The 22,440-nt window shown below is 57.1% G+C and carries 21 protein-coding genes; 17 read left to right on the top strand and 4 right to left on the bottom strand.

Annotation, left to right across the window (positions count from 1 at the left end):
* Positions 1 to 60 precede the first annotated feature (60 nt).
* From dmpE to Q354_RS0100895, 6 genes are all read left to right on the top strand, one after another.
* Positions 61 to 846: a 2-oxopent-4-enoate hydratase gene (dmpE, locus tag Q354_RS0100870; RefSeq protein WP_027855955.1), complete on the top strand. Its 786-nt coding sequence runs from the start codon at positions 61 to 63 to the stop codon at positions 844 to 846.
* An 11-nt stretch (positions 847 to 857) separates the two neighbouring features.
* Complete coding sequence (locus Q354_RS0100875) at positions 858 to 1,766, top strand: acetaldehyde dehydrogenase (acetylating) (protein ID WP_027855956.1); 909 nt, start codon at positions 858 to 860, stop codon at positions 1,764 to 1,766.
* A 15-nt stretch (positions 1,767 to 1,781) separates the two neighbouring features.
* The gene (dmpG, locus tag Q354_RS0100880; protein ID WP_027855957.1) at positions 1,782 to 2,810 is read left to right on the top strand and encodes a 4-hydroxy-2-oxovalerate aldolase; all 1,029 of its coding nucleotides are present in this window, start codon (positions 1,782 to 1,784) and stop codon (positions 2,808 to 2,810) included.
* Entirely contained in the window at positions 2,810 to 3,634 is an 825-nt protein-coding gene (gene dmpH / locus Q354_RS0100885; RefSeq protein ID WP_051559783.1) for a 2-oxo-3-hexenedioate decarboxylase, read from the top strand. Before dmpG ends, dmpH begins: the two co-directional genes overlap by 1 nt.
* Before the next feature lie 105 nt (positions 3,635 to 3,739).
* Positions 3,740 to 3,931: a 2-hydroxymuconate tautomerase gene (locus Q354_RS0100890; protein WP_027855959.1), complete on the top strand. Its 192-nt coding sequence runs from the start codon at positions 3,740 to 3,742 to the stop codon at positions 3,929 to 3,931.
* A 181-nt stretch (positions 3,932 to 4,112) separates the two neighbouring features.
* Entirely contained in the window at positions 4,113 to 4,472 is a 360-nt protein-coding gene (locus Q354_RS0100895; protein WP_027855960.1) for a VOC family protein, read from the top strand.
* Positions 4,473 to 4,580: 108 nt separating this feature from the next.
* Here Q354_RS0100895 and Q354_RS0100900 read toward each other — a convergent pair whose 3' ends face one another.
* Positions 4,581 to 5,372: a glutathione S-transferase family protein gene (locus tag Q354_RS0100900; protein ID WP_027855961.1), complete on the bottom strand. Its 792-nt coding sequence runs from the start codon at positions 5,370 to 5,372 to the stop codon at positions 4,581 to 4,583.
* Between the two features lie 130 nt (positions 5,373 to 5,502).
* Between Q354_RS0100900 and Q354_RS24150 the strand changes: the two genes are divergently transcribed.
* The 7 genes from Q354_RS24150 to Q354_RS0100935 all read left to right on the top strand — a co-directional run bounded on the left by Q354_RS24150 (position 5,503) and on the right by Q354_RS0100935 (position 15,586).
* Entirely contained in the window at positions 5,503 to 6,408 is a 906-nt protein-coding gene (locus tag Q354_RS24150; RefSeq protein WP_051559784.1) for a LysR family transcriptional regulator, read from the top strand.
* A 354-nt stretch (positions 6,409 to 6,762) separates the two neighbouring features.
* A complete protein-coding gene (locus tag Q354_RS0100910) occupies positions 6,763 to 7,728 on the top strand; it encodes a WD40/YVTN/BNR-like repeat-containing protein (protein WP_051559785.1) in 966 nt (321 codons plus the stop codon).
* Positions 7,729 to 7,741: 13 nt separating this feature from the next.
* Positions 7,742 to 10,171 (top strand): efflux RND transporter permease subunit, encoded by a 2,430-nt coding sequence (locus Q354_RS24155; protein ID WP_036228147.1) that lies wholly within the window; start codon positions 7,742 to 7,744, stop codon positions 10,169 to 10,171.
* A gap of 14 nt (positions 10,172 to 10,185) precedes the next feature.
* The gene (locus Q354_RS0100920) at positions 10,186 to 11,856 is read left to right on the top strand and encodes a DUF1302 family protein (RefSeq protein WP_027855963.1); all 1,671 of its coding nucleotides are present in this window, start codon (positions 10,186 to 10,188) and stop codon (positions 11,854 to 11,856) included.
* Between the two features lie 24 nt (positions 11,857 to 11,880).
* On the top strand, positions 11,881 to 13,191 hold the full coding sequence (locus Q354_RS0100925) for a DUF1329 domain-containing protein (protein ID WP_027855964.1): 1,311 nt from the start codon (positions 11,881 to 11,883) through the stop codon (positions 13,189 to 13,191).
* A 475-nt stretch (positions 13,192 to 13,666) separates the two neighbouring features.
* Positions 13,667 to 14,914 (top strand): sodium:proton antiporter NhaD, encoded by a 1,248-nt coding sequence (gene nhaD / locus Q354_RS0100930; protein ID WP_027855965.1) that lies wholly within the window; start codon positions 13,667 to 13,669, stop codon positions 14,912 to 14,914.
* Positions 14,915 to 15,052: 138 nt separating this feature from the next.
* The gene (locus Q354_RS0100935; RefSeq protein WP_027855966.1) at positions 15,053 to 15,586 is read left to right on the top strand and encodes a dihydrofolate reductase family protein; all 534 of its coding nucleotides are present in this window, start codon (positions 15,053 to 15,055) and stop codon (positions 15,584 to 15,586) included.
* On the opposite strand, the gene hutG is transcribed toward Q354_RS0100935, so the two are convergent.
* A complete protein-coding gene (gene hutG, locus Q354_RS0100940) occupies positions 15,577 to 16,383 on the bottom strand; it encodes an N-formylglutamate deformylase (RefSeq protein WP_027855967.1) in 807 nt (268 codons plus the stop codon). The genes Q354_RS0100935 and hutG overlap by 10 nt on opposite strands.
* A gap of 195 nt (positions 16,384 to 16,578) precedes the next feature.
* On the opposite strand from hutG, the gene Q354_RS0100945 reads away from it, so the two are divergent.
* Both Q354_RS0100945 and Q354_RS0100950 read left to right on the top strand, forming a co-directional pair.
* Positions 16,579 to 17,952, top strand: coding sequence for a formimidoylglutamate deiminase (locus Q354_RS0100945; RefSeq protein WP_036228149.1), 1,374 nt, complete (start codon positions 16,579 to 16,581; stop codon positions 17,950 to 17,952).
* Between the two features lie 232 nt (positions 17,953 to 18,184).
* The gene (locus tag Q354_RS0100950) at positions 18,185 to 18,397 is read left to right on the top strand and encodes a hypothetical protein (protein ID WP_027855969.1); all 213 of its coding nucleotides are present in this window, start codon (positions 18,185 to 18,187) and stop codon (positions 18,395 to 18,397) included.
* A gap of 52 nt (positions 18,398 to 18,449) precedes the next feature.
* On the opposite strand, the gene Q354_RS0100955 is transcribed toward Q354_RS0100950, so the two are convergent.
* Positions 18,450 to 18,869: a bacteriohemerythrin gene (locus tag Q354_RS0100955; RefSeq protein ID WP_027855970.1), complete on the bottom strand. Its 420-nt coding sequence runs from the start codon at positions 18,867 to 18,869 to the stop codon at positions 18,450 to 18,452.
* A gap of 206 nt (positions 18,870 to 19,075) precedes the next feature.
* On the opposite strand from Q354_RS0100955, the gene Q354_RS0100960 reads away from it, so the two are divergent.
* The gene (locus Q354_RS0100960) at positions 19,076 to 20,125 is read left to right on the top strand and encodes a beta-ketoacyl-[acyl-carrier-protein] synthase family protein (protein WP_027855971.1); all 1,050 of its coding nucleotides are present in this window, start codon (positions 19,076 to 19,078) and stop codon (positions 20,123 to 20,125) included.
* Between the two features lie 84 nt (positions 20,126 to 20,209).
* Here the strand turns inward: Q354_RS0100960 and Q354_RS0100965 are convergent, their stop codons facing one another.
* Positions 20,210 to 21,217, bottom strand: coding sequence for an Ldh family oxidoreductase (locus tag Q354_RS0100965; protein ID WP_027855972.1), 1,008 nt, complete (start codon positions 21,215 to 21,217; stop codon positions 20,210 to 20,212).
* Between the two features lie 256 nt (positions 21,218 to 21,473).
* Between Q354_RS0100965 and Q354_RS0100970 the strand changes: the two genes are divergently transcribed.
* Complete coding sequence (locus tag Q354_RS0100970; protein ID WP_027855973.1) at positions 21,474 to 22,367, top strand: LysR family transcriptional regulator; 894 nt, start codon at positions 21,474 to 21,476, stop codon at positions 22,365 to 22,367.
* The last annotated feature ends 73 nt before the right edge of the window (positions 22,368 to 22,440 follow it).

The following is a 22,440-nucleotide window of genomic DNA, read 5'->3' on the forward strand; positions in this document are numbered from 1 at the left end:
GCGGCGGCTCTGGCGATAGGGCACCAACAAAATTCAAATTCAAAAAAGTGTGTAGTCATTATGAATGAACAACAGATTTTACAGGCCGGTGACGAGCTGTATCAGGCGCTGACCAAGCGTGAGACGCTGCGTCCGTTTACCGAGCGGTTTGACGATATCAGCATCGAGGATGCCTACCACATCTCTCTGCGCATGGTGGAACGTCGTGTGGAAGCAGGCGAGCGGGTCATCGGCAAGAAGATCGGCGTCACCTCAAAAGCGGTGCAGAACATGCTCAATGTGCACCAGCCGGATTTCGGCTATCTCACCGATCATATGGTGTACAACCAGGGCGAAGAGATGCCGATCAGTGACAGGCTGATCCAGCCCCGCGCCGAAGGCGAGATCGCCTTCATCCTCAAAAAGGACCTGATGGGCCCGGGTATCACTAATGCCGATGTACTGGCGGCGACGGAATGCGTGATGCCGTGCTTCGAAATCGTCGATTCCCGCATTGAAAACTGGCAGATCAAGATCCAGGACACCGTGGCGGATAACGCCTCCTGCGGCTTGTTCGTGCTGGGTGACCAGGCGGTTGACCCACGCAAGGTAGACCTTGCTACCTGCGGCATGGTGGTGGAGAAGAACGGTTCCATCCTCTCCACCGGTGCCGGTGCGGCGGCGCTGGGCAGCCCGGTGAACTGCGTCGCCTGGCTGGCGAACACCCTGGGCGAGTTTGGTATCGGCCTGAAGGCGGGGGAAGTGATCCTGTCCGGTTCGCTGGTGCCGCTGGAACCAGTGGTTCCCGGCGACTTTATGACTGTTTCTATTGGCGGCATCGGTTCCGCCTCCGTCAAGTTTGTTTAAGGGGTGATGCCATGAGCAAGAAGCTGAAAGCGGCCATTATCGGCCCGGGCAATATCGGTACCGACCTGCTGATGAAGATGCAGCGTTCGGAGTGGATCGAACCGGTGTGGATGGTCGGGATCGATCCTGAATCCGAAGGTCTGAAACGGGCCAGAGAGATGGGCCTGAAAGTCTCCACCACCGGCGTAGACGGTCTGGTGCCCCATGTACTGGAAGATGATATCCGTGTCGCCTTCGATGCCACCTCGGCTTATGTGCATGCCGAGAACAGCCGCAAGCTGAACGAACTGGGAGTGATTATGGTGGACCTGACTCCGGCAGCTATCGGCCCTTTCTGTGTGCCGCCGGTGAACCTGAAAGCACACGCCGAAAAGGTCGAGATGAACGTCAATATGGTCACCTGTGGTGGCCAGGCGACGATCCCGATGGTGGCGGCGGTATCCCGCGTGCAGCCAGTTGAGTATGGCGAGATCGTTGCCACCGTATCGTCCCGTTCTATTGGCCCGGGGACGCGGCAGAATATCGATGAATTTACCCGCACCACTGCGGGTGCGGTCGAGCAGGTCGGCGGTGCCAGGAAGGGCAAGGCGATCATAATCGTTAACCCGGCTGAGCCGCCGCTGATGATGCGCGACACCATCCACTGCCTGACCGAGTCGGAGCCGGATCAGGCCGCGATTACCCGGTCTGTGCACGACATGGTTAAAGAGGTACAGAAGTACGTGCCGGGTTACAAGCTGGTGAACGGACCGGTGTTCGATGGCAATAAAGTCAGCGTCTTTATGGAGGTGGAAGGGCTGGGAGACTTCCTGCCGAAGTACGCCGGTAATCTGGACATCATGACTGCGGCCGGTCTGCGCACGGCAGAGATGTTTGCCGAAGAAGCCGCCAATGGCGTAATTGAATTGCCGTCTCGTTGAGTGGAGGACTGAGAAATGGATATTAAAGGTAAAAACGTAACGCTCCACGATATGAGCCTGCGCGACGGGATGCATGCCAAGCGCCATATGATCTCCCTGGACGAGATGGTCAATATCGCCACCGGGCTGGATGAAGCGGGCATGCCGCTGATCGAAGTCACTCACGGAGATGGCCTGGGGGGCAGTTCGCTCAACTACGGCTTTCCCGCCCACAGCGATGAGGAATACCTCAGCGCGGTGATTCCGAAGATGAAAAACGCCCGGGTTTCGGCGTTGTTGCTGCCAGGAATCGGTACTGTCGATCATCTGAAGATGGCTAAGGACCTGGGTGTGTCGACCATCCGCGTTGCCACCCACTGTACCGAAGCGGATGTCTCCGAACAGCATATCGGTATGGCCGCGAAGATGGAGATGGATACCGTCGGCTTCCTGATGATGGCGCATATGGTCAGCCCGGAGAAGATTCTGGAGCAGGCCCGGCTGATGGAAAGCTACGGTGCCAACTGTATCTATTGCACCGACTCTGCAGGCTATATGTTGCCCGACGAGGTGACAGAGAAGATCGGTCTGTTGCGCAGCGAGCTGAACGCCAACACCGAGGTCGGCTTCCACGGTCACCATAATATGGGCATGGCGATCGCTAACTCGCTGGCGGCGATTGACGCGGGGGCGCGTCGTATCGATGGCTCTGTGGCCGGGCTGGGTGCCGGGGCCGGTAATACGCCGCTGGAGGTGTTTGTCGCCGTGCTGGATCGGATGGGTGTGAACAGCGGTGTCGACCTCTACAAAATAATGGATGTGGCGGAAGACCGCGTCGTTCCGATGATGGATCAGCCAATCCGTGTCGACCGCGATGCACTGACGCTGGGCTATGCCGGTGTCTACTCCTCGTTCCTGTTGTTTGCCAAACGCGCCGAGGCCAAGTACGGCATTCAGGCCCGTGACCTGCTGGTGGAACTGGGCCGTCGCGGCACGGTGGGCGGACAGGAAGATATGATTGAAGACCTGGCACTGACCATGGCCAAAGAGAAGGGGCTGATCTGATGACTGCAGTAACTGAAACGCCAAACGAAGCGGTAAACGCACTGACTGATGAACAGATCGCAGTGCTGGCCGAACATGTCGAGAACGCCGAACTGAAGGCGCAGGACATTACCAAGATCACCAACGAATATCCGCAGATGACCTGGAAGGATGCCTACGATATCCAGTGGGCTATCCGGGCGCGTAAAGAAGCCCGCGGCAATAAGATTGTCGGCATGAAAATGGGCCTGACCTCCTGGGCCAAGATGGCCCAGATGGGGGTCGAAACCCCGTGCTATGGTTTCCTGGCTGACTACTTCTCAGTGCCGGATGGTGGCGAGGTGCGTACCGATGAACTGATTCATCCGAAGATCGAGGCGGAGATCGCCTTTGTCACCAACAAGCCGCTGAAAGGCCCGGGCGTGCATATCGGTGATGTGCTGAATGCCACCGAGTTTGTGATTCCGGCGGTGGAGGTGATCGATTCCCGCTACGAAAACTTCCGCTTCGACCTGAAAAGCGTGGTGGCGGATAACTCTTCCTCAACCCGCTTTATCACCGGCGGCATGATGGCGGATGTAAAAGACCTCGACCTGAAAACCCTCGGTGTGGTGATGGAGATTAACGGTGAAGTGGTGGAGGTTGGTGCCGGTGCTGCCGTACTGGGCCATCCGGCCGCATCGGTGGCGATGCTGGCCAATATGATGGGGGAGCGGGGCGAAGAACTGCCCGCCGGCACCTTCGTGATGACCGGCGGCATTACCGCGGCCGTGACCGTCAATAAAGGTGACTCTATCTGCGTGCGCTACCAGGGCCTTGGCTCGGTGTCGGCGCGGTTCGTTTAAACCCGGTATCCGGGCGACCCTGTCTGTGGCGATGGCAGCAGAGACAGGCTGCCGTGGCCTATGGTGGCCCGGATCAATGGCTCATGACGGGCCGGGAGATTATGTATGCCTATTGCACAGATCAATATCATAGAAGGCCGCAGCGACGAGCAGAAGGAGGCGCTGATCAGGGAGATCACCGAGGCGATCGTGCGTGCCATAGACGCCCCGCCACAGGCCGTGCGGGTGATCATTAACGAGATGCCGAAACAGCATTTCGGTATCGGCGGCGAATCGGCCAAAGCGCTGGGACGCTGATCCTGCCATTGCGGCCAATCCCGCTATTCTAAAAGCCCGCTATGCGGGCTTTTTGCTGTCTGCTTATCCTTTCCTCTGAATTGCATCGCTCCAATCCGGTGACCAATTTAGAAACGAGGGCTATGCTATTGCCTGTCCCGGTGTCGGGTCTGCTCTGACCCACTCTTAACAGGATTTTTCTATGGTTATTGATTCAAGGTTTGTGATTGCCGTACAGGACTTGCAGCGCTCCGCTGATTACTATCGGACGGTGCTGGGGTTCGAAATCAAGGAGATCGGTGATGATGGCTGGCGTGCCTTTGTCAGCGGTAAGGTCTGCATTATGGCGGGAGAGTGTGCGGATGCTATGTCAGCCAGCCAGCTCGGGGATCACTCCTACTTTGCTTATCTGGTGCTGGATCAGATCGAAGACTATTTTACCCAGGTGCAGGCGGCTGGCGCAGAGATTATCAAGCCATTACGTGATGAACCCTGGGGGATGCGGGAGTTTGCGGTCAGGACGGTCGACGGACACCGGATGATGTTCGGTCAGGAACTGTAACGGCTTATCTTAATGCAGTGGCACAGTTAATCGGGTCGCTGGGCTACTGGCGCATCCGGTTTAGGAGACGGATAGGCCAGTGGCCGGGTGTGGATTCTAAACGATTGATTAGATTGACAGGAGGTGGGTCTGGATCTTCGCCCAGGCGGCTTTACCCCTCTCCAGCAGGTCGGCGGACACTTCGGCTGAGAAATCAGCGCTGACCGCGTTTCGGTAGGAGTCGCGCTCGCTGCAGCGTTGGTACCAGGCGCTGACGCGGGGGCAGTCGGCGTAGATGGCTTGCCAGCCAAACTGGACGAGGGTTTGGAAGTAGGGTGCCAGTGAGGCATCGGCCAGACTGAAACTGTCGCCGACAATCCAGCGATGCTCGCCCAGAGCCTGTTCCATATCCAGCAAGGTGTTGCGATAAACCCGAACGGCATCCGCCACATCGGGGGCATCAAGACCCAGCTCCACCAGGCGCTTCTGCCGTTCCCGGCGCGGCTTTTCCGGAATTTTGTCCAGCAACGCCTGTCGCTCCGCCTCGCTTTTCTCCATCAGACCCGGCCGCATCACTAAAGGCCACTGCAGGGCACCGCAGGAGGGATGTAGCTTGTTATCGACATGCTTCATCCAGAAGCGCATCCGGGCGATCGCATAGGGGTCTTCCGGCTTCAGGCGGTGTTGCGGGTATCGGTCGTCCAGGTACTCACAGATAATACTGGATTCGATCACGGCCAGTCCCTGATCGACCAGTGTCGGTACCACGCCGAGGGGATTCAGTTTCAGGTATTCAGGGCGAAGGTTTTCTTTCTTCGGCAACTCTACATGGTGTTTCTTCCATTCCAGTCCTTTCTCGGCCAGCACAATACGGACTTTCTGGGCACAGGGGGACATCGGGTGGGTATATAGCTCCAGCATCACAACACCTCTTTTGGCTCAATCGCTGATCACTCATTCGGTGTCTAACAGCCTAATGGCTGTGCTATTTTGAGATAAATATCAAAGCTGTCATAAGATCTGTGAATCTGATTCACAACTGATTGGGGTAATGGCGTTGGATAAGTGGACCGAGATGCAGGTGTTTATAGAAGCAGCAAAGTGTCAGGGCTTCTCGGCGGCGGGGCGGCAGTTGGATCTCTCCCCCTCGGCTGTCAGTAAACTGGTATCACGGCTGGAAAGCCGCCTGGCGGTGCGTCTGTTTAACCGCACCACCCGCACCCTGAGCCTGACCGAGGCCGGGCGAGTGTTTTATAACCGCTGTGTCATTATTCTGGCCGATCTGGAGGATGCTGAAGCCTGCCTGACCGATTTTGGCCAGGTGCCTCAGGGACTGTTACGGATTAACAGTACGCCGGGCTTTGCCAAGCACCAGCTTATGCCCCGGATGCCAGAGTTTCAGGCTCGCTACCCGCAGCTGGAGATCGACTATCAGCTGACAGGTCAGGCGGTGGATCTGATCGCTGAGGGTGTTGATCTGGCGATACGGCTGGGGCCGTTGCAAGACACCAGCCTGGTGGCACGCAAGCTGGGGGAGAGTCAGCGGCTGGTGTGCGCCAGTCCCGCCTATCTTGAACAGCATGGTATACCGCAGACCCCGGCTGAGCTGGCGCAGCACAACTGTCTGCGGCTCTCGACCAGTGAGCGTTTCAACCAATGGCAGTTTACAGGAAGCAATGGGCCCGAGCAGGTTGACGCGACGGGTAGTTTTATCTCCGATAATGTCGATGCCCTGCATCAGTTTGCCCTGATCGGCGGCGGTATTGCGCGCTTGTCAGGCTTTATGATCGGACGGGACATTGAGGCGGGGCGGCTGGTAGCCCTGCTGCCTGATTATGAGATAGCGCCGCAGCAGATCCACGCCGTCTATCCGCACCGAAAGCATCTGCCAGCCAAGACCCGGGCGCTGGTCGAGTTCCTGCTGGAGGGCTTCACCCCCATCGCGCCCTGGCGTTGATGACTGGCGCTCAGCCTGAAGCTCACAGCGGTGCTTAATCGTTTAATGATTTGCTGAATCTTCTCATTCATCGCTTGATGATTTGATGATCTTTTCATTCAGGTACCTCCCGTTGCGGCCTCCAGTGTTTCGACTCAGGCTGCATGATGTTTCACGAAGTAAATAAATAACTCTATACGTTTCAATGGCTTGGATTCGCAACGTCAATCGAATTTAGGCCAGTCTTCGTTCTGGCACAGGCGTTGCTCTAACTGACTGACACGGTGTTTACACCGAAATTCAGACAGTTAGTGAAGTAGAGCGATGACGTCAATAAATACAACAAAGCGCATCAGAACCGGATCTGCCCCAAGGGTGCAGAGAGCGGTTTCATATCCCCAGCGTCTGGCGCGTTCGCTGGTGACAGCGGCGGTGCTGGTCGCGCTGTCCGGTTGTGAAGCGCCGCTGAATCTTGAAGGTGTGGCGCAGGAGCAGGCCAAGCCGGTACGGCGTACCGACCAGTTTCAGGCGCTGGCATCCAATGACAATACTCTGGTGGCGGTTGGCACTGATGGTCTGGTGCTGCGCCGTGACCGGTCGGCGAGTACCTGGCAGCGCCAGCAGGTGGTGGGCAGTCCCGGTTTTATCGATGTAGCCAGCTGTACCGATCAGAGCTTCGCCGCACTGAGCCTGGAAAGCGAGGTCTGGCTGAGCCGTGATCAGGGGCAGAACTGGCAGCGCACCGCCTTCGATAGCGAAGAGAATATGCTGGCGCTGGCCTGCGCCCCCGATAACAGCCTCTGGGCGGTGGGCAGTTTTTCCACCATCGCCAGCAGCCGGGATGGCGGCCAGAGCTGGAACGCACAGTCGCTGAATGAGGATGCAGTGCTGACGGATATCCAGTTCCTGTCAAAGGATGCAGCGCTGGTGACCGGCGAATTCGGCACCCTGGCGATCAGTCAGGATAGCGGGCATAGCTGGGAAGTTGCCGAGTATATCCCCGATGAGTTTTACCCCCAGGGCGGCTACTTTCGCGATAGGCACAATGGCTGGGTGGCGGGCCTCAACGGCACCATCCTGCATACCGCTGATGGTGGCCGCAGCTGGCAGAGTCAGCCGACCGGCACCGAATCCCCCCTCTATGGTTTTCACGCCAGTGGCCAGCGGCTGTTTGCCTTTGGTGATCACGGCACCCTGCTGGAGCTGAATGGCCAACGGTGGGCTGCACTGGATGCGCCGAAAATCCCCGTTTATCTGCGTGATGCCGAAAGTCTCGGTGACAACCAGTTGCTGGTTGCCGGTGGCTGGGGTGCGTTGTTCACCGTCGATCTGAATCAATAAGAGGCCGCCCGCTATGGATAAACGTTCTCCGCAGGCTCATAAGGCCACTCACTTTCTACACAATCTGGATGTCGCGGTGTTTAACCATCCGCGCAGCATCCTGACCCTGATTCTGGCAATCACGCTATTTTTCGCCGCACAGATTCCCGGCGTCAAGATGTACTCAGACTTTGCTGATCTGGTGCCCCAGAGCCACACCTATATCCAGCTGCACAATGAGATTAAGGCCTCCTTCGGCGGTGCCAATGTGGTGATCGTCGGGGTTGAGGTGGAAGAGGGTGACATCTTCAGCAATGACACCCTGGCGCGGATTCACCGCATTACTCAGAAGGTGGATAGCCTGCCGGGTGTTAACCACAGTCTGGTGTCCAGCCTGACCCACCGCAACTCGCGTAAGGTGTGGATGACGCCGGAAGGTAACGTCAACTCCGAGGCCTATTACGATCCCCAGGGCGAGGCACTGGACAGTGCCGGATTGCAGGAGATGAAGGCCAGCGTGGCCGCCGATCCGCGCATCTATGGCCCGCTGGTCAGTCCGGATATGCGGATGGCGCTGGTCAAGGCGCAGCTGAATGAGGGGCAGCTGGACTATGCGGCAACCTTTAACCAGATTCAGCAGTTACGTCAGGAGGAAGGAGCAGCCGGTATCCGTATCCACGCCACCGGGCAGCCGATGCTGGTGGGCTGGGCCTACCAGTATCTGGACCAGATCATCGAGATATTCCTGTTTACGGCGCTGATTATGCTGGCGCTGCTGATGTTCTATTTCCGCAAGGCCTATGGCGTGTTGATCCCGCTGGCGGCGGTGATTGTCAGCTCGATCTGGGGCATCGGTATCATCTCCCTGTTTGGCTATAACCTTGATCCGCTGGGACTGGTGATTCCGTTCCTGATATCGGCCCGGGCGATGTCCCACGGTATCCAGATCGTCGAACGCTACTATCTGGAGCTGAACCAGAACCCGGATCATAAACGCGCCGCGCGTCAGACCTTCGATAACCTGTTCCGTCCCGGAAGTCTGGGAGTGGTGTCGGATGCGATCGGTCTGTTGCTGATCGCCATCGGCTCGATCCCCCTCAATACCAAGCTGGCGCACTATGCCTCGTTGTGGGCGCTGTGCATCATTATCACGGTGTTGCTGGCGGTACCGTTACTGCTGTCGATACTGCCGAAACCGAAAAATACCGAGGTGCGGCACAATATCTTCCGTAATGTCGGCTACTTCTGTGCCGAGCTGATCTCCAGTGAGCGGGCAGCGAAGAAGGCGCTGATGATCGCCGCGGTGATGCTGGTGGCGGGCTGGTATTTCTCCTCCAAGGTGGTGATCGGTGAGTCCGAGCCGGGCAGCCCGATCCTCTATCAGAGTCATGATTACAACCTCTCCTCGAAAGCGGTGAATGACAGCTTCCCCGGTTCTGAAGAGCTGTATATCGTCGCCGAGACCACGGAGAAGGGCGGTATCAAGCGGCCAGAGGTGCTGGCGGCGCTGGCGGAGTTTGAGAAGCATATGCTGCTCGATCCGGAAGTGGGTGGGGCTAAGGGGATTCCGGATCTGGTAAAACAGGTCAATCGTCTGCTGCACAACGATGATCCGCGCTGGGCGCAGATTCCGGATGACCCGCAGTATGTCGGTGGCCTGATGTTTACCTACATGATGTCCAGTCCGATTCCCGGTGCACTGAATGAGTTTGTCGATACCGACGAGCGGGTGGCCAACCTGGTGTTCTACTACAAGGACCATCAGGGCGAGACGATCCGCCGCGCGATCCATACCGCCAAACAATGGATCGAAGCCAATGAGGGCAAGGTCGAGGGGCTGAGCATCCGCCTGGCGGGCGGCACCATCGGCGTTACCGCGGCGATGAATGAGGCCGCCTATGAGACCAACCTCTGGGTGCTGCCGCTGGTATTCGGCCTGATCTTCCTGTTCGTGATGTTCTTCTACCAGTCGCTGGCGGCCGGCACCATGATGTTTATGGCGATGCTGTTCGCCACCACCCTGACCTACGCCTATATGGGCATCACTCAGATGGGAATCAACATCAACACGGTGCCGATTATCGCTGTGGGGGTCGGTGTGGGGATCGATTACTCCATCTACATGATGGACCGGATACGCGCAGAGATGGTGGCGCAGCAGGATCTGGCGGGCGCAGTGAAGCGCGCCATCAGTACCACGGGACTGGCGGTCAGTTTCACCGCCATTACGCTGATTGCCGGCATCGTGATGTGGGTGCTGTTGTCCGATCTGCGCTTTCAGGCCGATGCGGCCCTGCTGCTGATCGTGATGGTGGTGCTTAACGGTGCGGCTGCCATGTTGCTGGTGCCTGGCTGGGTGCTGGTCTTCAAACCCGATTTTATATGTAAGGCCTATGCGGACGCAGATGGGGTGATCCATACGGAGCGTGCTGCAGGGGTGTCTGTGGTTGACATAAAAGCCTGAGGGGTTAATCAGTAATGACAAAAATAACAACAAACAGAAAATCACTGGTACTAGGCGGGGCAGTGGCCCTGGCGATGGTGCAGGGGGGGACGGCAACGGCGGCGGATGCTGATTGGTCCGGCTTTGTTGAGAATGCCACCTATTACCGAGAAAGCGTGGGACTGTCTAAGTTCCGGAATACCGCCCAGGCGGAGTTTGTAAAACCGCTGGAGAATCGGGGGAGCTGGAGCAATATCACCCTGAACGGGGTATTCCGTGCCACCTATGACGGTGTCTACGACCTGAATGACGACGAGTTTGGCGAAGATGCCCGCGAGCCCTTTCTGGGCTCTAACTGGCATCCCCAGGGCGACGCCACCGGCGGGCCTTTCCTGACCTCCGGTGTGCCGCTGCCCTGTGAGAACGATCCGACAATCTGTAACAACCTCGACGGCTACATGGATCAGGACAGCAATGATGTGCGCTTTCCCGATTTTAACGACCGCTTCGATGCGTTGCGCGAATTCTACATCGATGCCACCAAGCAGCTGGAGAATGGCGATCAGTTCTCGGTGCGCCTCGGTAAGCAGCAGGTGGTGTGGGGCCGTACCGACCTGTTCCGGGTGCTGGATGTGATCAATCCGGTGGATTATTCCCGCCACAATATCTATGACGAGTTGGAAGATATCCGTATCCCGCAGTGGATGGCGCAGCTGGAGTGGCGCATGGGGCCGACCGGGGTATTTGATGACTCCAATCTGGCACTGGTATGGAATTTCGATAAGTTCCGCCCGAGTAACCTGGGTACCTGCGGCCAGGCCTATCGTATCCTGGACGCAGGCTGTTTCTTCAGCGCGTCAATGAACCTGAACCTGCTGCCGGGCGGTGCTTTCCCGGGCGGTGTAAACCCTTACAGTTCCTCAGTGCCGATTATCCACGATGTGGAAGACCCGGACTGGAAGCTGGAAAACACCCAGCTGGGGCTGAAATGGGAAGGGGTCTACGGCGACGCCACGTTCTCCGTCAATGCCCTGCACTACCGCCAGCAGTTGCCATCGCTGCATTTCCGACCGCTGGCACCGGGTGTACCGCTGCCGGCCACCGATGGCGTATTTGATATCCGCTTTCCGAAGGTCAACCTGATCGGTGGTTCCATCGATTATTACTCCGAAGCCACCGATGCGATCTGGCGTCTGGAGACTACCTACACCCAGGGTGAGGAGCTGCCACGGGACACCGACGGTCATAAAGAGACCGATATGCTGCGCTACGTGATCGGTCTTGATAAAAACCTGATCATTCCGGCACTCAATCGCAGCCGTGCCTTCCTGATCTCCGCCCAGCTGTTTGGCCAGCATATCCTCGACCACGAGCGAGATATGCCGGACTTCGAGAAAAACTGGACCGGTACCCTGCTGTTTAAGGGCTGGTGGATGAATGACCGGCTCAGCCCGCAGCTGATCCTGGCTCATGACTTCCGTGCCAATGCGACGGCGATCGCGCCGTCCGTCGAATGGCTGGCTTCCGACAACCTGAAGCTGACCCTGGGGGCCAACTTCAAGCGCGGCGGTAAGGAGACTTTTGACTGGAGCGTTAACGGCTCCGGTACCAACGACTACGAGCCACTGGCACGTTTCAGAAACGGCCCGATCGGCGTGGCCAATGAAGAAGACGAGATTCAGCTAACCCTGCGTTACAGCTTCTGATCAGAATAATAAAAGGTGACAAAGATGAGTTATAAAGCAGCAATCAGCCTGACCCTGCTGGCAGCCTTGCCCGCAGTGGCGACCGCAATGACCGAAGATGACCTGCAGGAGTCCTTCTATCCCTATCGCAATGCCGTTCCGCAGGTCGATGGCCTGAGTGCCGGTACGGTGGTGAATAGCAGTAATGCCGATCAGTTTAAGGCCCGGCTGGACCCGGCGATGTTTAACTTCGTCAAGAACGGTGATTACAGTATCAAGGTAGGGGAAACCACCTCGTTTGATCTGCATGAAAGCTATGTTAACGCCACCCGGGCCAATATGGGCGGCGTGACCCTGGGCGCAGAGCCGGGTCAGATCAGCGGGGCTGATGCCGGACGTCCGTTCCCGCAGGAGCCCTCTGCCAGTGATCCCCGTGCCGGTGAAAAGCTGGCCTGGAACTACAAGTACGGCTATAACTGGGGCGATTCTGCCGCGATTTCGCCGTTCTACTGGAAGTTCCGCAGCATGGACAGCGGCAAGGTCGAGCGTACCCTGAAGTTTAATTTCCACTTCCTGAACTACACCCACCGTACCCAGCAGGAACCGACACCGGCCATTACGCCGAACCCCTCCAACCTGTTCCGCGGTATCTATGTACAGGTGCTGGAGCCGTTTGATGTCAAGAACACCCAGCTGCTGATCCACCGCTATGAGGATGATGCCAAGCGTGATAATGCCTATCTCTATCTGGGGTTCCAGCGCCGGGTACGTCGCCTCTCCAGCGGTCAGGTGACCGATGCCTTCCTCGGCTCGGATATTATGATCGAGGATTTTGAGGGTTATAACGGTCGTATCAGTGATATGAAGTGGACCTATAAAGGCACCCGTACCATGCTGATGCCGTTCTATAACCACAATGAGCAGGCACTGGACAGCGAAACCCACAGCGATGACGATGGCTATCAGGTGGTGAGCTTTACCGGTAAGGGGGGCTGCTTCCCGGATATCAGCTGGCAGCTGCGTAAGGTCTATGAAGTGGAGGCCACGCCGATCGACCCGAACCATCCGATCAGCAAGCGTATCCACTATATGGATGCCCAGACCTTTACCATCCCGCGTACCATCACCTTCGACCGCAAGGGCGATATGTGGAAGGTCTGGACCATCGGCCAGGCTCACCCTGACTACCATCTGCCATCCAACAAAGGTACCGGCGTATCGATCGATGATGCCTTCAGCATGATCGATATCCAGGCCCAGCACTGTACCACCGGTCAGTTTAAGGGCCAGGTCAACCCGGCCCTCAGCCCGGCGAGTAAGTTTACGGTACAGAATCTGCGGGCATCCGGCCGTTAAAATCTGAACCGGCACGACTTGAAAGATAAGCGGCGGGGGAGACCTCGCCGCTTTTCGATTGAGTGGTCGTCGCCCGCATGACTTCAGACCCGATCCAGTTCTACTGCAGACCTGTTCGCGGATGGCAAAGCGTTATCTCCTGCGCTTTTCAGGTTGATTGATGGTCACCCCACCCGGGCAGATAACGCCGCTCAGCCGCCACAGTCTGGCTGAGTTTCCGGGGTAAGTTGGGCGCGGTCTGACTTTTGTCCCGGCGTCATTAAATTCAGATACTGCTCCGATTTGATCGATTGATCAGATTTCAGCCTCGACTTTAGTGTGGGTATCGCCGGATAATCCCCTGCGCACAGCCGTGCTAAAGGGTCCTTAAATCAGCCTTTTTCAGCATGTCCCCCGGCTGTGTCGACTCCTAAATAAAAATAAAGTAGGTGAGGGTAGCGCTATCGGCGTGATCCCCGGGTTTGGTGATTGAAAAATGCATACGCTACAACTGTGGCTGATTCTGCTCGCGTTCGTCCTGATCGTGCTGGAGGATGTGGTCCATATCAATAAGGCTAAATCGACGCTTTTTCTCGGATCTCTGGTCTGGATATTGGCGTTCGTCTTCCCCGAGGGCGGCCATGGTGCCGCTGCAATACAAGAAGCCCTGAACGAAAACCTGTTGGAAATCGCCACGTTATGGCTGTTCCTGATGGCCGCGATGACCTTCGTAACCTATCTCAACCAGCAGGGGTTAATTACCCAGATTGTCTACCGCCTGTTGCCCGCAGCGATGAGCCAGCGGCAGCTGATGCTGATGATGGCGGTACTGGCGCTGGTGTTCTCCTCGCTGGCGGATAACATCACCGCCTCGCTGATTATGTTGTCGCTGCTGGCGTCGCTGAAGCTGGAAAAGCAGGAGATGCTGAAGTTTGCGGCCTTGCTGGTATTTGCGGTGAACTCCGGCGGTGTGGCGCTGATTACCGGCGATGTCACCACGTTGATGATCTTCCTGGCGGACAAGGTCAGTGTGGTGGATCTGTTCCTGCTGATACCGGCTGCGACGGTGGGGGTGCTGGTGTTACTGGGCTGCCTGTTGCGCGGCGCTGATGAAAAGCACTATGAGATGCCAAAGTTTAAGCGTCCGCTGGCATGGCAGGATCAGCTGATCGGTTTACTGTTTCTGGCGACCATCGGCAGCACCCTGTTTCTCAGTGTGTTCTACCGGGTTCCGCCGCTGTTGAGTTTCCTGTTTGGCCTGTCGGTGATGTTCCTGGCTTACCAGCTGATCTATCGTGGCCGTAAGGAACGCCCCAATATCCTCGAATATATGCGCGATATCGAGTTCGATACCCTGCTGTTCTTCCTCGGCGTACTGCTGCTGGTGGGGATGCTGAAAGAGCTCAAAGTGCTGGATCAGCTACCCTTGCTATACCAGTATATGCCCACGCTGTTTGCCAACTACTTCGTCGGGCTGCTGTCAGCCCTGGTGGATAATGTGCCGCTAACGGCAGCGATCCTGAAATCGGGTGTCGAGATGGATAAGGCCGACTGGCTCTGCCTGACCTATGCTGCCGGGGTGGGAGGTTCATTGCTGATTGTCGGATCTGCGGCCGGGGTGATTGCTATGAGCAAGCTGTCGGAGCTGACCTTCATCAGCTACCTGCGCTTTGTTCACTGGATGCTGGCGGCCTATACCGCCGGTTACGCCGCGACCTGGCTGATTGCCAACCTGCTGGTGTAATCAGCGGAATGATCGAGGTTGCAGTCGCGGGCTGCTGCAACTTTGATCTGTCGCTTCTGTCCAGTCGCTGTAACCGGCGTGAAGCTGCTGGCAGCCTTTTCTATCCAGCGCCTCACGGGCCGATACTTCGGAGATTTTATGGCTAATTTCGTTTATATCGCTACCAGTCTGGATGGCTATATTGCAGACAAAGACGGGGGCCTGGAATGGTTAGACAAGATTCCCAATCCCGATAATGTTGATATGGGCTGGGCTGCCTTTATGGCTCAGATCGATGCGCTGGTAATGGGGCGCAATACCTTCGACACCGTATGTGGCTTTGACCTGCCCTGGCCTTATGAAAAGCCGGTGTTTGTCCTCAGTAACAGCCTGACGGAGATACCGGAAGAGTACCGGGATAATGTCGAACTGGTCGCTGGTGATCTGCCTGAGGTCGTCGATCGGTTACACGAGCGCGGCTATAAAAACCTCTATATCGATGGCGGACAGACGATACAGGGGTTTCTGCAGGCGGACCTGATTGATGAGCTGATCATTACCCAGATACCCGTGCTGCTGGGCAGCGGGATACCGCTGTTCGGTCACCTGGCCCGGGCACTGGATTTTGAGTATGTCAGCTCCACGCCTGTGCTGGATGCAATGCAGCAGACCCATTACCGGCGTCAGCGCTGACTGTCCGGTTGCCATGCCAGCATCGTCTCAATCAGTTGCTGTAATTGGGGATGCAGGTGCTTCAGTTTCGCGCTATCCAGCTGATAGCCTGCGCCTTGTTGCAGGTAGGTCGCCTGTGACAGTTCAAGCTGCACGGCATGGATATTCTCAGCCGGCTGCCCGTAGTGACGGGTGATATAGCCGCCCTTAAAGCGCCCGTTCAGCACATGGCTGTAATCGGACTGTTGCTGCAGCGTCCGTTGCAGTGCTGCGGCCAGTGCCGGATCACAGCTAGCGCCATCATGGGTGCCAAGGTTAAAGTCCGGCAGTCTGCCTTCAAACAGCATCGGTACTTCGGCCGCGATGGAGTGGGCGTCAAATAACAGCGCGTAGCCAAACCTTGCTTTCAGACGGTCCAGCTCGGCGCGGAGGCGCTGGTGATAGGGTTGCCAGATCTTTGCGATCGCCTGTTGTCGTGCCTGGTCATCCGGCGCCTGACCGGGCAGGAAGGTAGCCGAACCATCAAACAGTATCTGCGGGAACAGGCCGGTGGTCTTTGTCGCGTAGAGTGGCTGGTCATCTTCCGGCCGGTTAAGGTCGATCACATAACGGGAGTAGTTGGCGCTGATCACGCCGACACCCATCTGCGCCAGAAACGGATACAGCTCAGGCACGAACCAGTCCGTATCAGGCAGCGATTTAGCGTCATCTGACAGTCCGGCGCTAACCGCGTCGCTGAGCTTCAGTCCGGCATGGGGCATGCTGACCAGCAGGGGCGTGGTGCCGGGGCGGAATTCAAAGGCGGCGCTGAGCATCATCTATCTCCTGTGAACGGCTATAACTCTGACTGTATTTAAGCACTTTACCGGTTGTGAATTCTAATGTACATATATGTATATACAATAGGGTTGGTGGCGATAATTCTGTGTGTTACGGTCTGTTTCAGCGGCATTCCGCAACGCAACGGGCTATAGCACAGGTATTAATTTCACAGGATCAGTCGGACACTACAGATGAAGACAAGTTACTTTGCAGAGACGGCTTTGCTGGCTGAGGGCTGGTGCAGCGATGTGCGCTTCGATGTTGAAGATGGGCGCTTTGTGCGGATTTGCGCCGAGGCTCCGGCTGAGGATGCCGATGCAGAGGTGATCCGGCTGGCCGGGCCGGTATTGCCGGGGATGCCGAATCTGCATTCGCATGCCTTCCAGCGCCTGATGGCCGGACTGGCGGAGGTCTGCCGCAATCCCGCTGACAGTTTCTGGAGCTGGCGGGAGCTGATGTATGGCATCGTGGCGAAGCTGTCTCCGGAAGATGTCGGGGTGATCGCCCGCCAGCTCTATATCGAGATGTTGAAGGCCGGGTATACCCAGGTGGCGGAATTCCATTATCTGCATCACCAGCCGGATGGTCAGGCCTACAGCGACCCGGCGGAGACGAGCCAGCGTATTCTGGCGGCGGCCGATAGCAGCGGAATCGGCGTAACCCTGTTGCCGGTGCTCTACAGTCATGCCGACTTTGGCGGCCTGCCCGCGAGTTCTGGTCAGCGTCGTTTTATCCATACCACGGAGGACTACCTGGCGCTGCAATATCAGCTCGACAGCCTGCTGGAGGCCGGCTCCAGGCATCGGCTCGGTAGCTGTTTTCATTCCCTGCGCGCCGTGACGCCGGAACAGATTACTCAGGTGCTGGCACAACATTCGCCGGAGTGGCCGATTCATATCCATATTGCAGAACAGCAAAAGGAGGTGGATGCCTGCCTGGGCTGGAGCGGTAAGCGTCCGGTGCAATGGTTGCTGGACAATGTCGGGCTGGACAGTCGCTGGTGCCTGATTCATGCCACTCACCTCGATCTGTCCGAGGTCGAAGGGATTGCCCGCAGCGGTGCCGTGACAGGCCTTTGTCCGAGCACCGAGGCCAATCTGGGGGACGGGATCTTTCCGGGTACCGACTATCTGCAACATCAGGGGCGCTTCGGGATTGGGTCCGACAGCCATGTCAGCCTGTCGATCAGTGAGGAGCTGAAAATACTCGAGTACAGCCAGCGCCTGCGCGACCAGCAACGTAACCGGCTTTATGGCGTGAATAATCCGGTGGTGGGTGATTTCCTCTACCGGTCCGCCGCACAGGGCGGAGCCCGGGCCTGTGGCATTGAAGCGGGAGAGATCGCCAGCGGAAAGCGTGCCGACTTTATCGTGCTGGATAACAGCCATCCGTTTATCGCCACCGCGCAGCCGGAGCAGCTGATTAATCGCTGGGTGTTCGCGCTGAACGAAAATCCGGTGCTTGATGTCTATGTCGCCGGACAGCAGCAGGTTGCAGCCGGGCGTCATCCGCTGGAGGAGAGAGCTCGCAACGACTTTGCGCAGGTTCTGAAAAGGTTACTCTGATCGATTCCGGAGCGGTGTGCGCTGGTGTGGCGGATGCGCTGGTTACGCCACCAGACAATCACGCCGGTAGCTGACAGCACCGTTATAGCCTCGCCGCTAATGACGATCCGGTAACGGCCGGCATGTACCGGTATTGATGGCCGGTGACGGCAGGTGGACACATGGTCAAGGCCTATCTATTCTGCAAGTTGAGTGACCATTCAAGGTCTGCTGCTCAGAGGAGGGTAACCTCATGACGATTACCGTGACCGGAAGCTACGATTCCGCCTTTCAGATCAGGAATACCCGTGAAGACCTGATTGCGACCGGCATCCCTCAGGAACAGATATACGTGGATGAGGAGAGCCGCCAGCTAAAGGTAATGATTGCCGACGAAACCGAGCCCGAGGTAGAGGATATACTGCGGCGGCATGAAGCCCATGAGATGTTTGTAACGAAAAGCTGATCAATGACTGCCGCCCGGCGACCCTGTCCGGCCGCCGCGGCAGAACCAAAGTCTATTTCTGGTTGGATATAAACATCGCGGTGACAGTGTCCATGGTACCGATATGGTTAATAAACCAGGGCAGCATGGTGTCCACCAGATAGCCGTGAAGCTGATCCAGATCCTGTTCCGCTTCCCAGCGTCCCAGTACCACGCGCATCTCTTCCAGTACGCGCTCGTGCTCACCCTTGTGACAATCATATGGCGGGAAGCCGTAGCGCTGCATTTCGGCTTCTTCCCGGGCGAAATGCTCGGCATTATGCTGGTAAAGTGCGGTTAGTTCAGAGCTGATCCGCTCCAGCGCAGAGCGGTCTTCCCGTGCAGTTTCGATCAGTTGATAGAGACTGTTTGCCAGCACGGTTGCTTCCTGGTGATCGTGGTTCATAAAGTCCAGCGCGACACCCGGGATGTTATTGGCAGTGATCAGTTCCATGCTGTTTTCCTTCGAAATCATTTGATGCCAACAAGGTAACAGTTGTACCTGCTGGCCGACTTGATAACCGTCAATTTCCTGTGCCAGCGACCGACCGCTGGTATTGGCGGATGCGCGCCTCAGGTTGTCACTGGATACTCTTCGTTAGCAGATAGGTGTTTTCCCTGATATATTGCCTGTTCGACTAATCATCCTGAGGTGCGCAGATGTCAAAGACGCTGATAGTGGCCGCCGGCAAAACTGCTGAAGGCGAAGGTTGCCTGCAACCTGTCCTGCAACTGGAGCAGAAGCTGAAACAGATTGGCCTGCCACCCCGGGAACTGGTGATTGAGCCATTGAGTACCGGCTGGCATGCCCCGCGACAGGAGGACCACTTCCGCAGCGGCTGTGCGCCAATCGAAGCGTTGGCGAAGGCAAAAGCGCTGATTGAAGCCGGTACTGCCGCCGTAGTGATTCGCGGTGAGGATAATCTGAAGACCGGCTATAGCCGTGAGCAACGCCATCAGCTGATGGCGATATACGGCGATGAGTATCCGATTACCCAGGCTTACGATGATCTGGCCCATGAGTTCGCCCGCCGTCAGGGGATTGATGCCGATACCTTCCGTGAACTCTGCCAGCAGCTCTACAGCAACTATGAGTGCAGCTATCGCAATGTGATGCGCCAGCCGGTGACTCAGGATGAGCGCTGGTTTCAGCCCCTGACCTCGCTGTTTCGCGGTGTTGACTGTGCTAATCCGCTGGTGGACTTTCATGGCAGGTTATTGCTCTGCAGTCAGGAAACGGCGCAGCTGCTGGATATTCCGGCGACAGAGGTGGTGGAGGTCAAGGGTGTCGGGCTGGGATTTCTGGAGCAGGATGGTCCGCAGCAACTGCGGCAGATTGCGGACTACGAGCATCTGGGGCAGGCCTGGCAGCAGGCTGACCAGCAAGCGGGCGGATACTTTAAACAGAAGTTCAGTGAGCGCAAGGCCTTGCTGGAAAGCTACACCTGCTATCCGGTGGTTCCGATGGCACTGATGCTGAAAAGTGGATTGGTGAGCGGGCCGGAGCAGCTGGCGGAATTTGTCGCCCGGTATCCGCTGACCGTCACCGGCGGAATGAATCTGGCTAAGGGGCCCTGGAATAATCCGGCCCTGAACGGACTGATCAGCATGTATCAGGCATTGCTGCAATCCGACGCATCACTGGGAGCCGTGCATGGCAACGGCGGTCTGGGTTACCGGCAGGGAGTCGCGATGCTGGCAACCGAATAGCGGTCATGGCCAGCTGCAGAAACAAAACACCCCGCAAATGCTGCCATTTGCGGGGTGTTTGCTACAGCCTGTCACGCGGCGATCTTAGCTAACGAAAGCCTCGACCTTCGCCAGCAGCTCTGCGCTGATCTCGATCTCAGACTCATCGTTAATCGCACGGTTTTTCAGACGACGCTGACCCGGCAGGCGGGCTTCAGGCTGATCTTCGATAGAAGCCACCAGATCGGTAATGCGTTCTGCGAATGCTTCGCCGGAGAACGTCTGCGGGTTGATCGCAAAGAAGAACTGACCGGTCTTAGGCGGGCCGCCGGCAGTGCCGGAGAAAGGACTTGCCTGAGTACCCAGCGTGGCACCGGACAGTGCTGCCGCCAGAACCTCTGTTACCAGACCAACGCCGAAACCTTTGTAGCCACCGCTTGGCGCCATGCTGCCCTTCAGTGCGATATCCGGATCGGTTGTCGGGTTGCCGTCAGCATCCAGTGCCCAGCCTTCAGGGATCTCCTTACCGGCACGTGCATGCATCATGATCTCGCTCTTGGCGACGACACTGGCGGACTGGTCCAGTACGAATGCAACGCCACCCTGGCCGTCAGGCGTGGCCAGAGAGAACGGGTTAGTACCGACGACCGGCTTCTTACCGCCGACCGGTGCGATGGAAGCGGGTGCGTTCGTGAAACCCAGTGCAACCAGGCCCTGTTCTGCCAGACGCTCAGTGTGATAGCCCAGTACGCCGCAGTTGTAAGAGTTACGGATGGCCAGGCCGGCACAGCCGTTTTCTTTCGCCAGTTCGATCAGCTTTTCGAATCCGGCATCGATTGCCGGGTGAGCGAAGCCACTACCCGCATCGACAACGACAGCAGACGCAGAAGGCGTGCTGACCTGAGGCTCTGCTTTACCGATGACCTTGCCGCAACGTACGTGTTCGCAGTAGTTCGGTACATAGACCAGACCGTGGCTTTTAATACCGTCACGTTCTGCTGCTGCCACCGCGCGCGCCAGTGAACGGGCACCGTTCTCAGAAGTACCGGCACCTACCAGTGCGTTAAAGCTCAGCTCTTCGATCTGTGCCAGAGTCAGTGTACGAGTCGTCATATGTGTTCAGCTCCTCTCCGTTAAACCATTTATACAGCAGCCTTATGGGATTGCTGCTTGTGCTTCGGCCTGTTCGGATAATGGGCAATTTCCGAATATTCAAATAAGTTATCGTTTACCGAAGCATAAAAAAATTTCCAATAGGAGAATGATCGGTTTATAACAGTGATAGGGCCAATTGTTTTTATTTGAAATTTGTTAAGAAAAACTGATTGCACTTTGTTGGTGCATTATCTGAGAAGAGGTCTGTGCGACGATGGGCTTGAAGTTACAGCAGCTGCGGCATTTTACGCTGGTGGCTGAAGAGAAGGGGTTCCGTAACGCTGCAGCACGGGCTAACCGCTCTCAGGCTGCTATTTCCAGTTCGATACGTGAGTTGGAAAACAGCCTGGGCCAGACCCTGTTCGAACATGGTAATAAGGCGCGCCTGACCCCCTATGGCGAAGCCTGCCTGCCCCGGATACAGGATATGCTGCTGCGCAGCGAACGCCTTGAAGCCGATCTGCTGGCGATGGCCCGGGGTGAGACCGGACAGATCCGTATCGCTTCGATTCCCTCTGTCGCCAGCCAGTTACTGCCGGAAGTGCTGGCCGAATTCACCCTGCGTTGCCCCGAGGTAGAACTGTCGCTGGAGGACGATACGGCTGAGCGTGTCGAGCAGCGCCTGCTGCAGGGGGAGGTCGATATCGCGCTGGGCAACCGGGTTGCCGAGACTGATCAGATACGCTTCCAGCCCCTGTTCAGCGATCCTCTCGGCGTTGTCTGTAGCCGCCAGCATCCCATAGCGCAGCTCAACCGACCGCTGCACTGGCGCGAACTGCAGGGGCAGAGCCTGATCTACAACGGTACCGTCAGGTTACTAAGGCATACACCATTGCATGAAGTGATGGAGGGGGCGCGTTATCGGATATCAAACATGATGTCGCTCTATCCGTTACTGGAGCGTAATGTCGGTATCACAACCCTGCCACGTATGGCCACCTCAGGGGCCCATCCTGAACTGATATGGCTGCCACTTTCGTCACCGGTGGTAGAACGTACAATCGGCATTCAGACTCTGGCCGGGCGCAGCCTGGCTCCACCGGCTCAGGTATTCTCTGAACTCTGCCAGCAGCTGCTCAGCGAGAACCTGAACCCGCAGGGCGAGTAGCCAGATGGTGCTACCAGCCTGCGCCGGGCGGATAGCGGTGCCGGGTCTCCGGGCGATGAATGTGTCTGGCTTA

The sequence above is a fragment of the Marinobacterium jannaschii DSM 6295 genome (assembly GCF_000620085.1).
Lineage (GTDB): Bacteria > Pseudomonadota > Gammaproteobacteria > Pseudomonadales > Balneatricaceae > Pontibacterium > Pontibacterium jannaschii.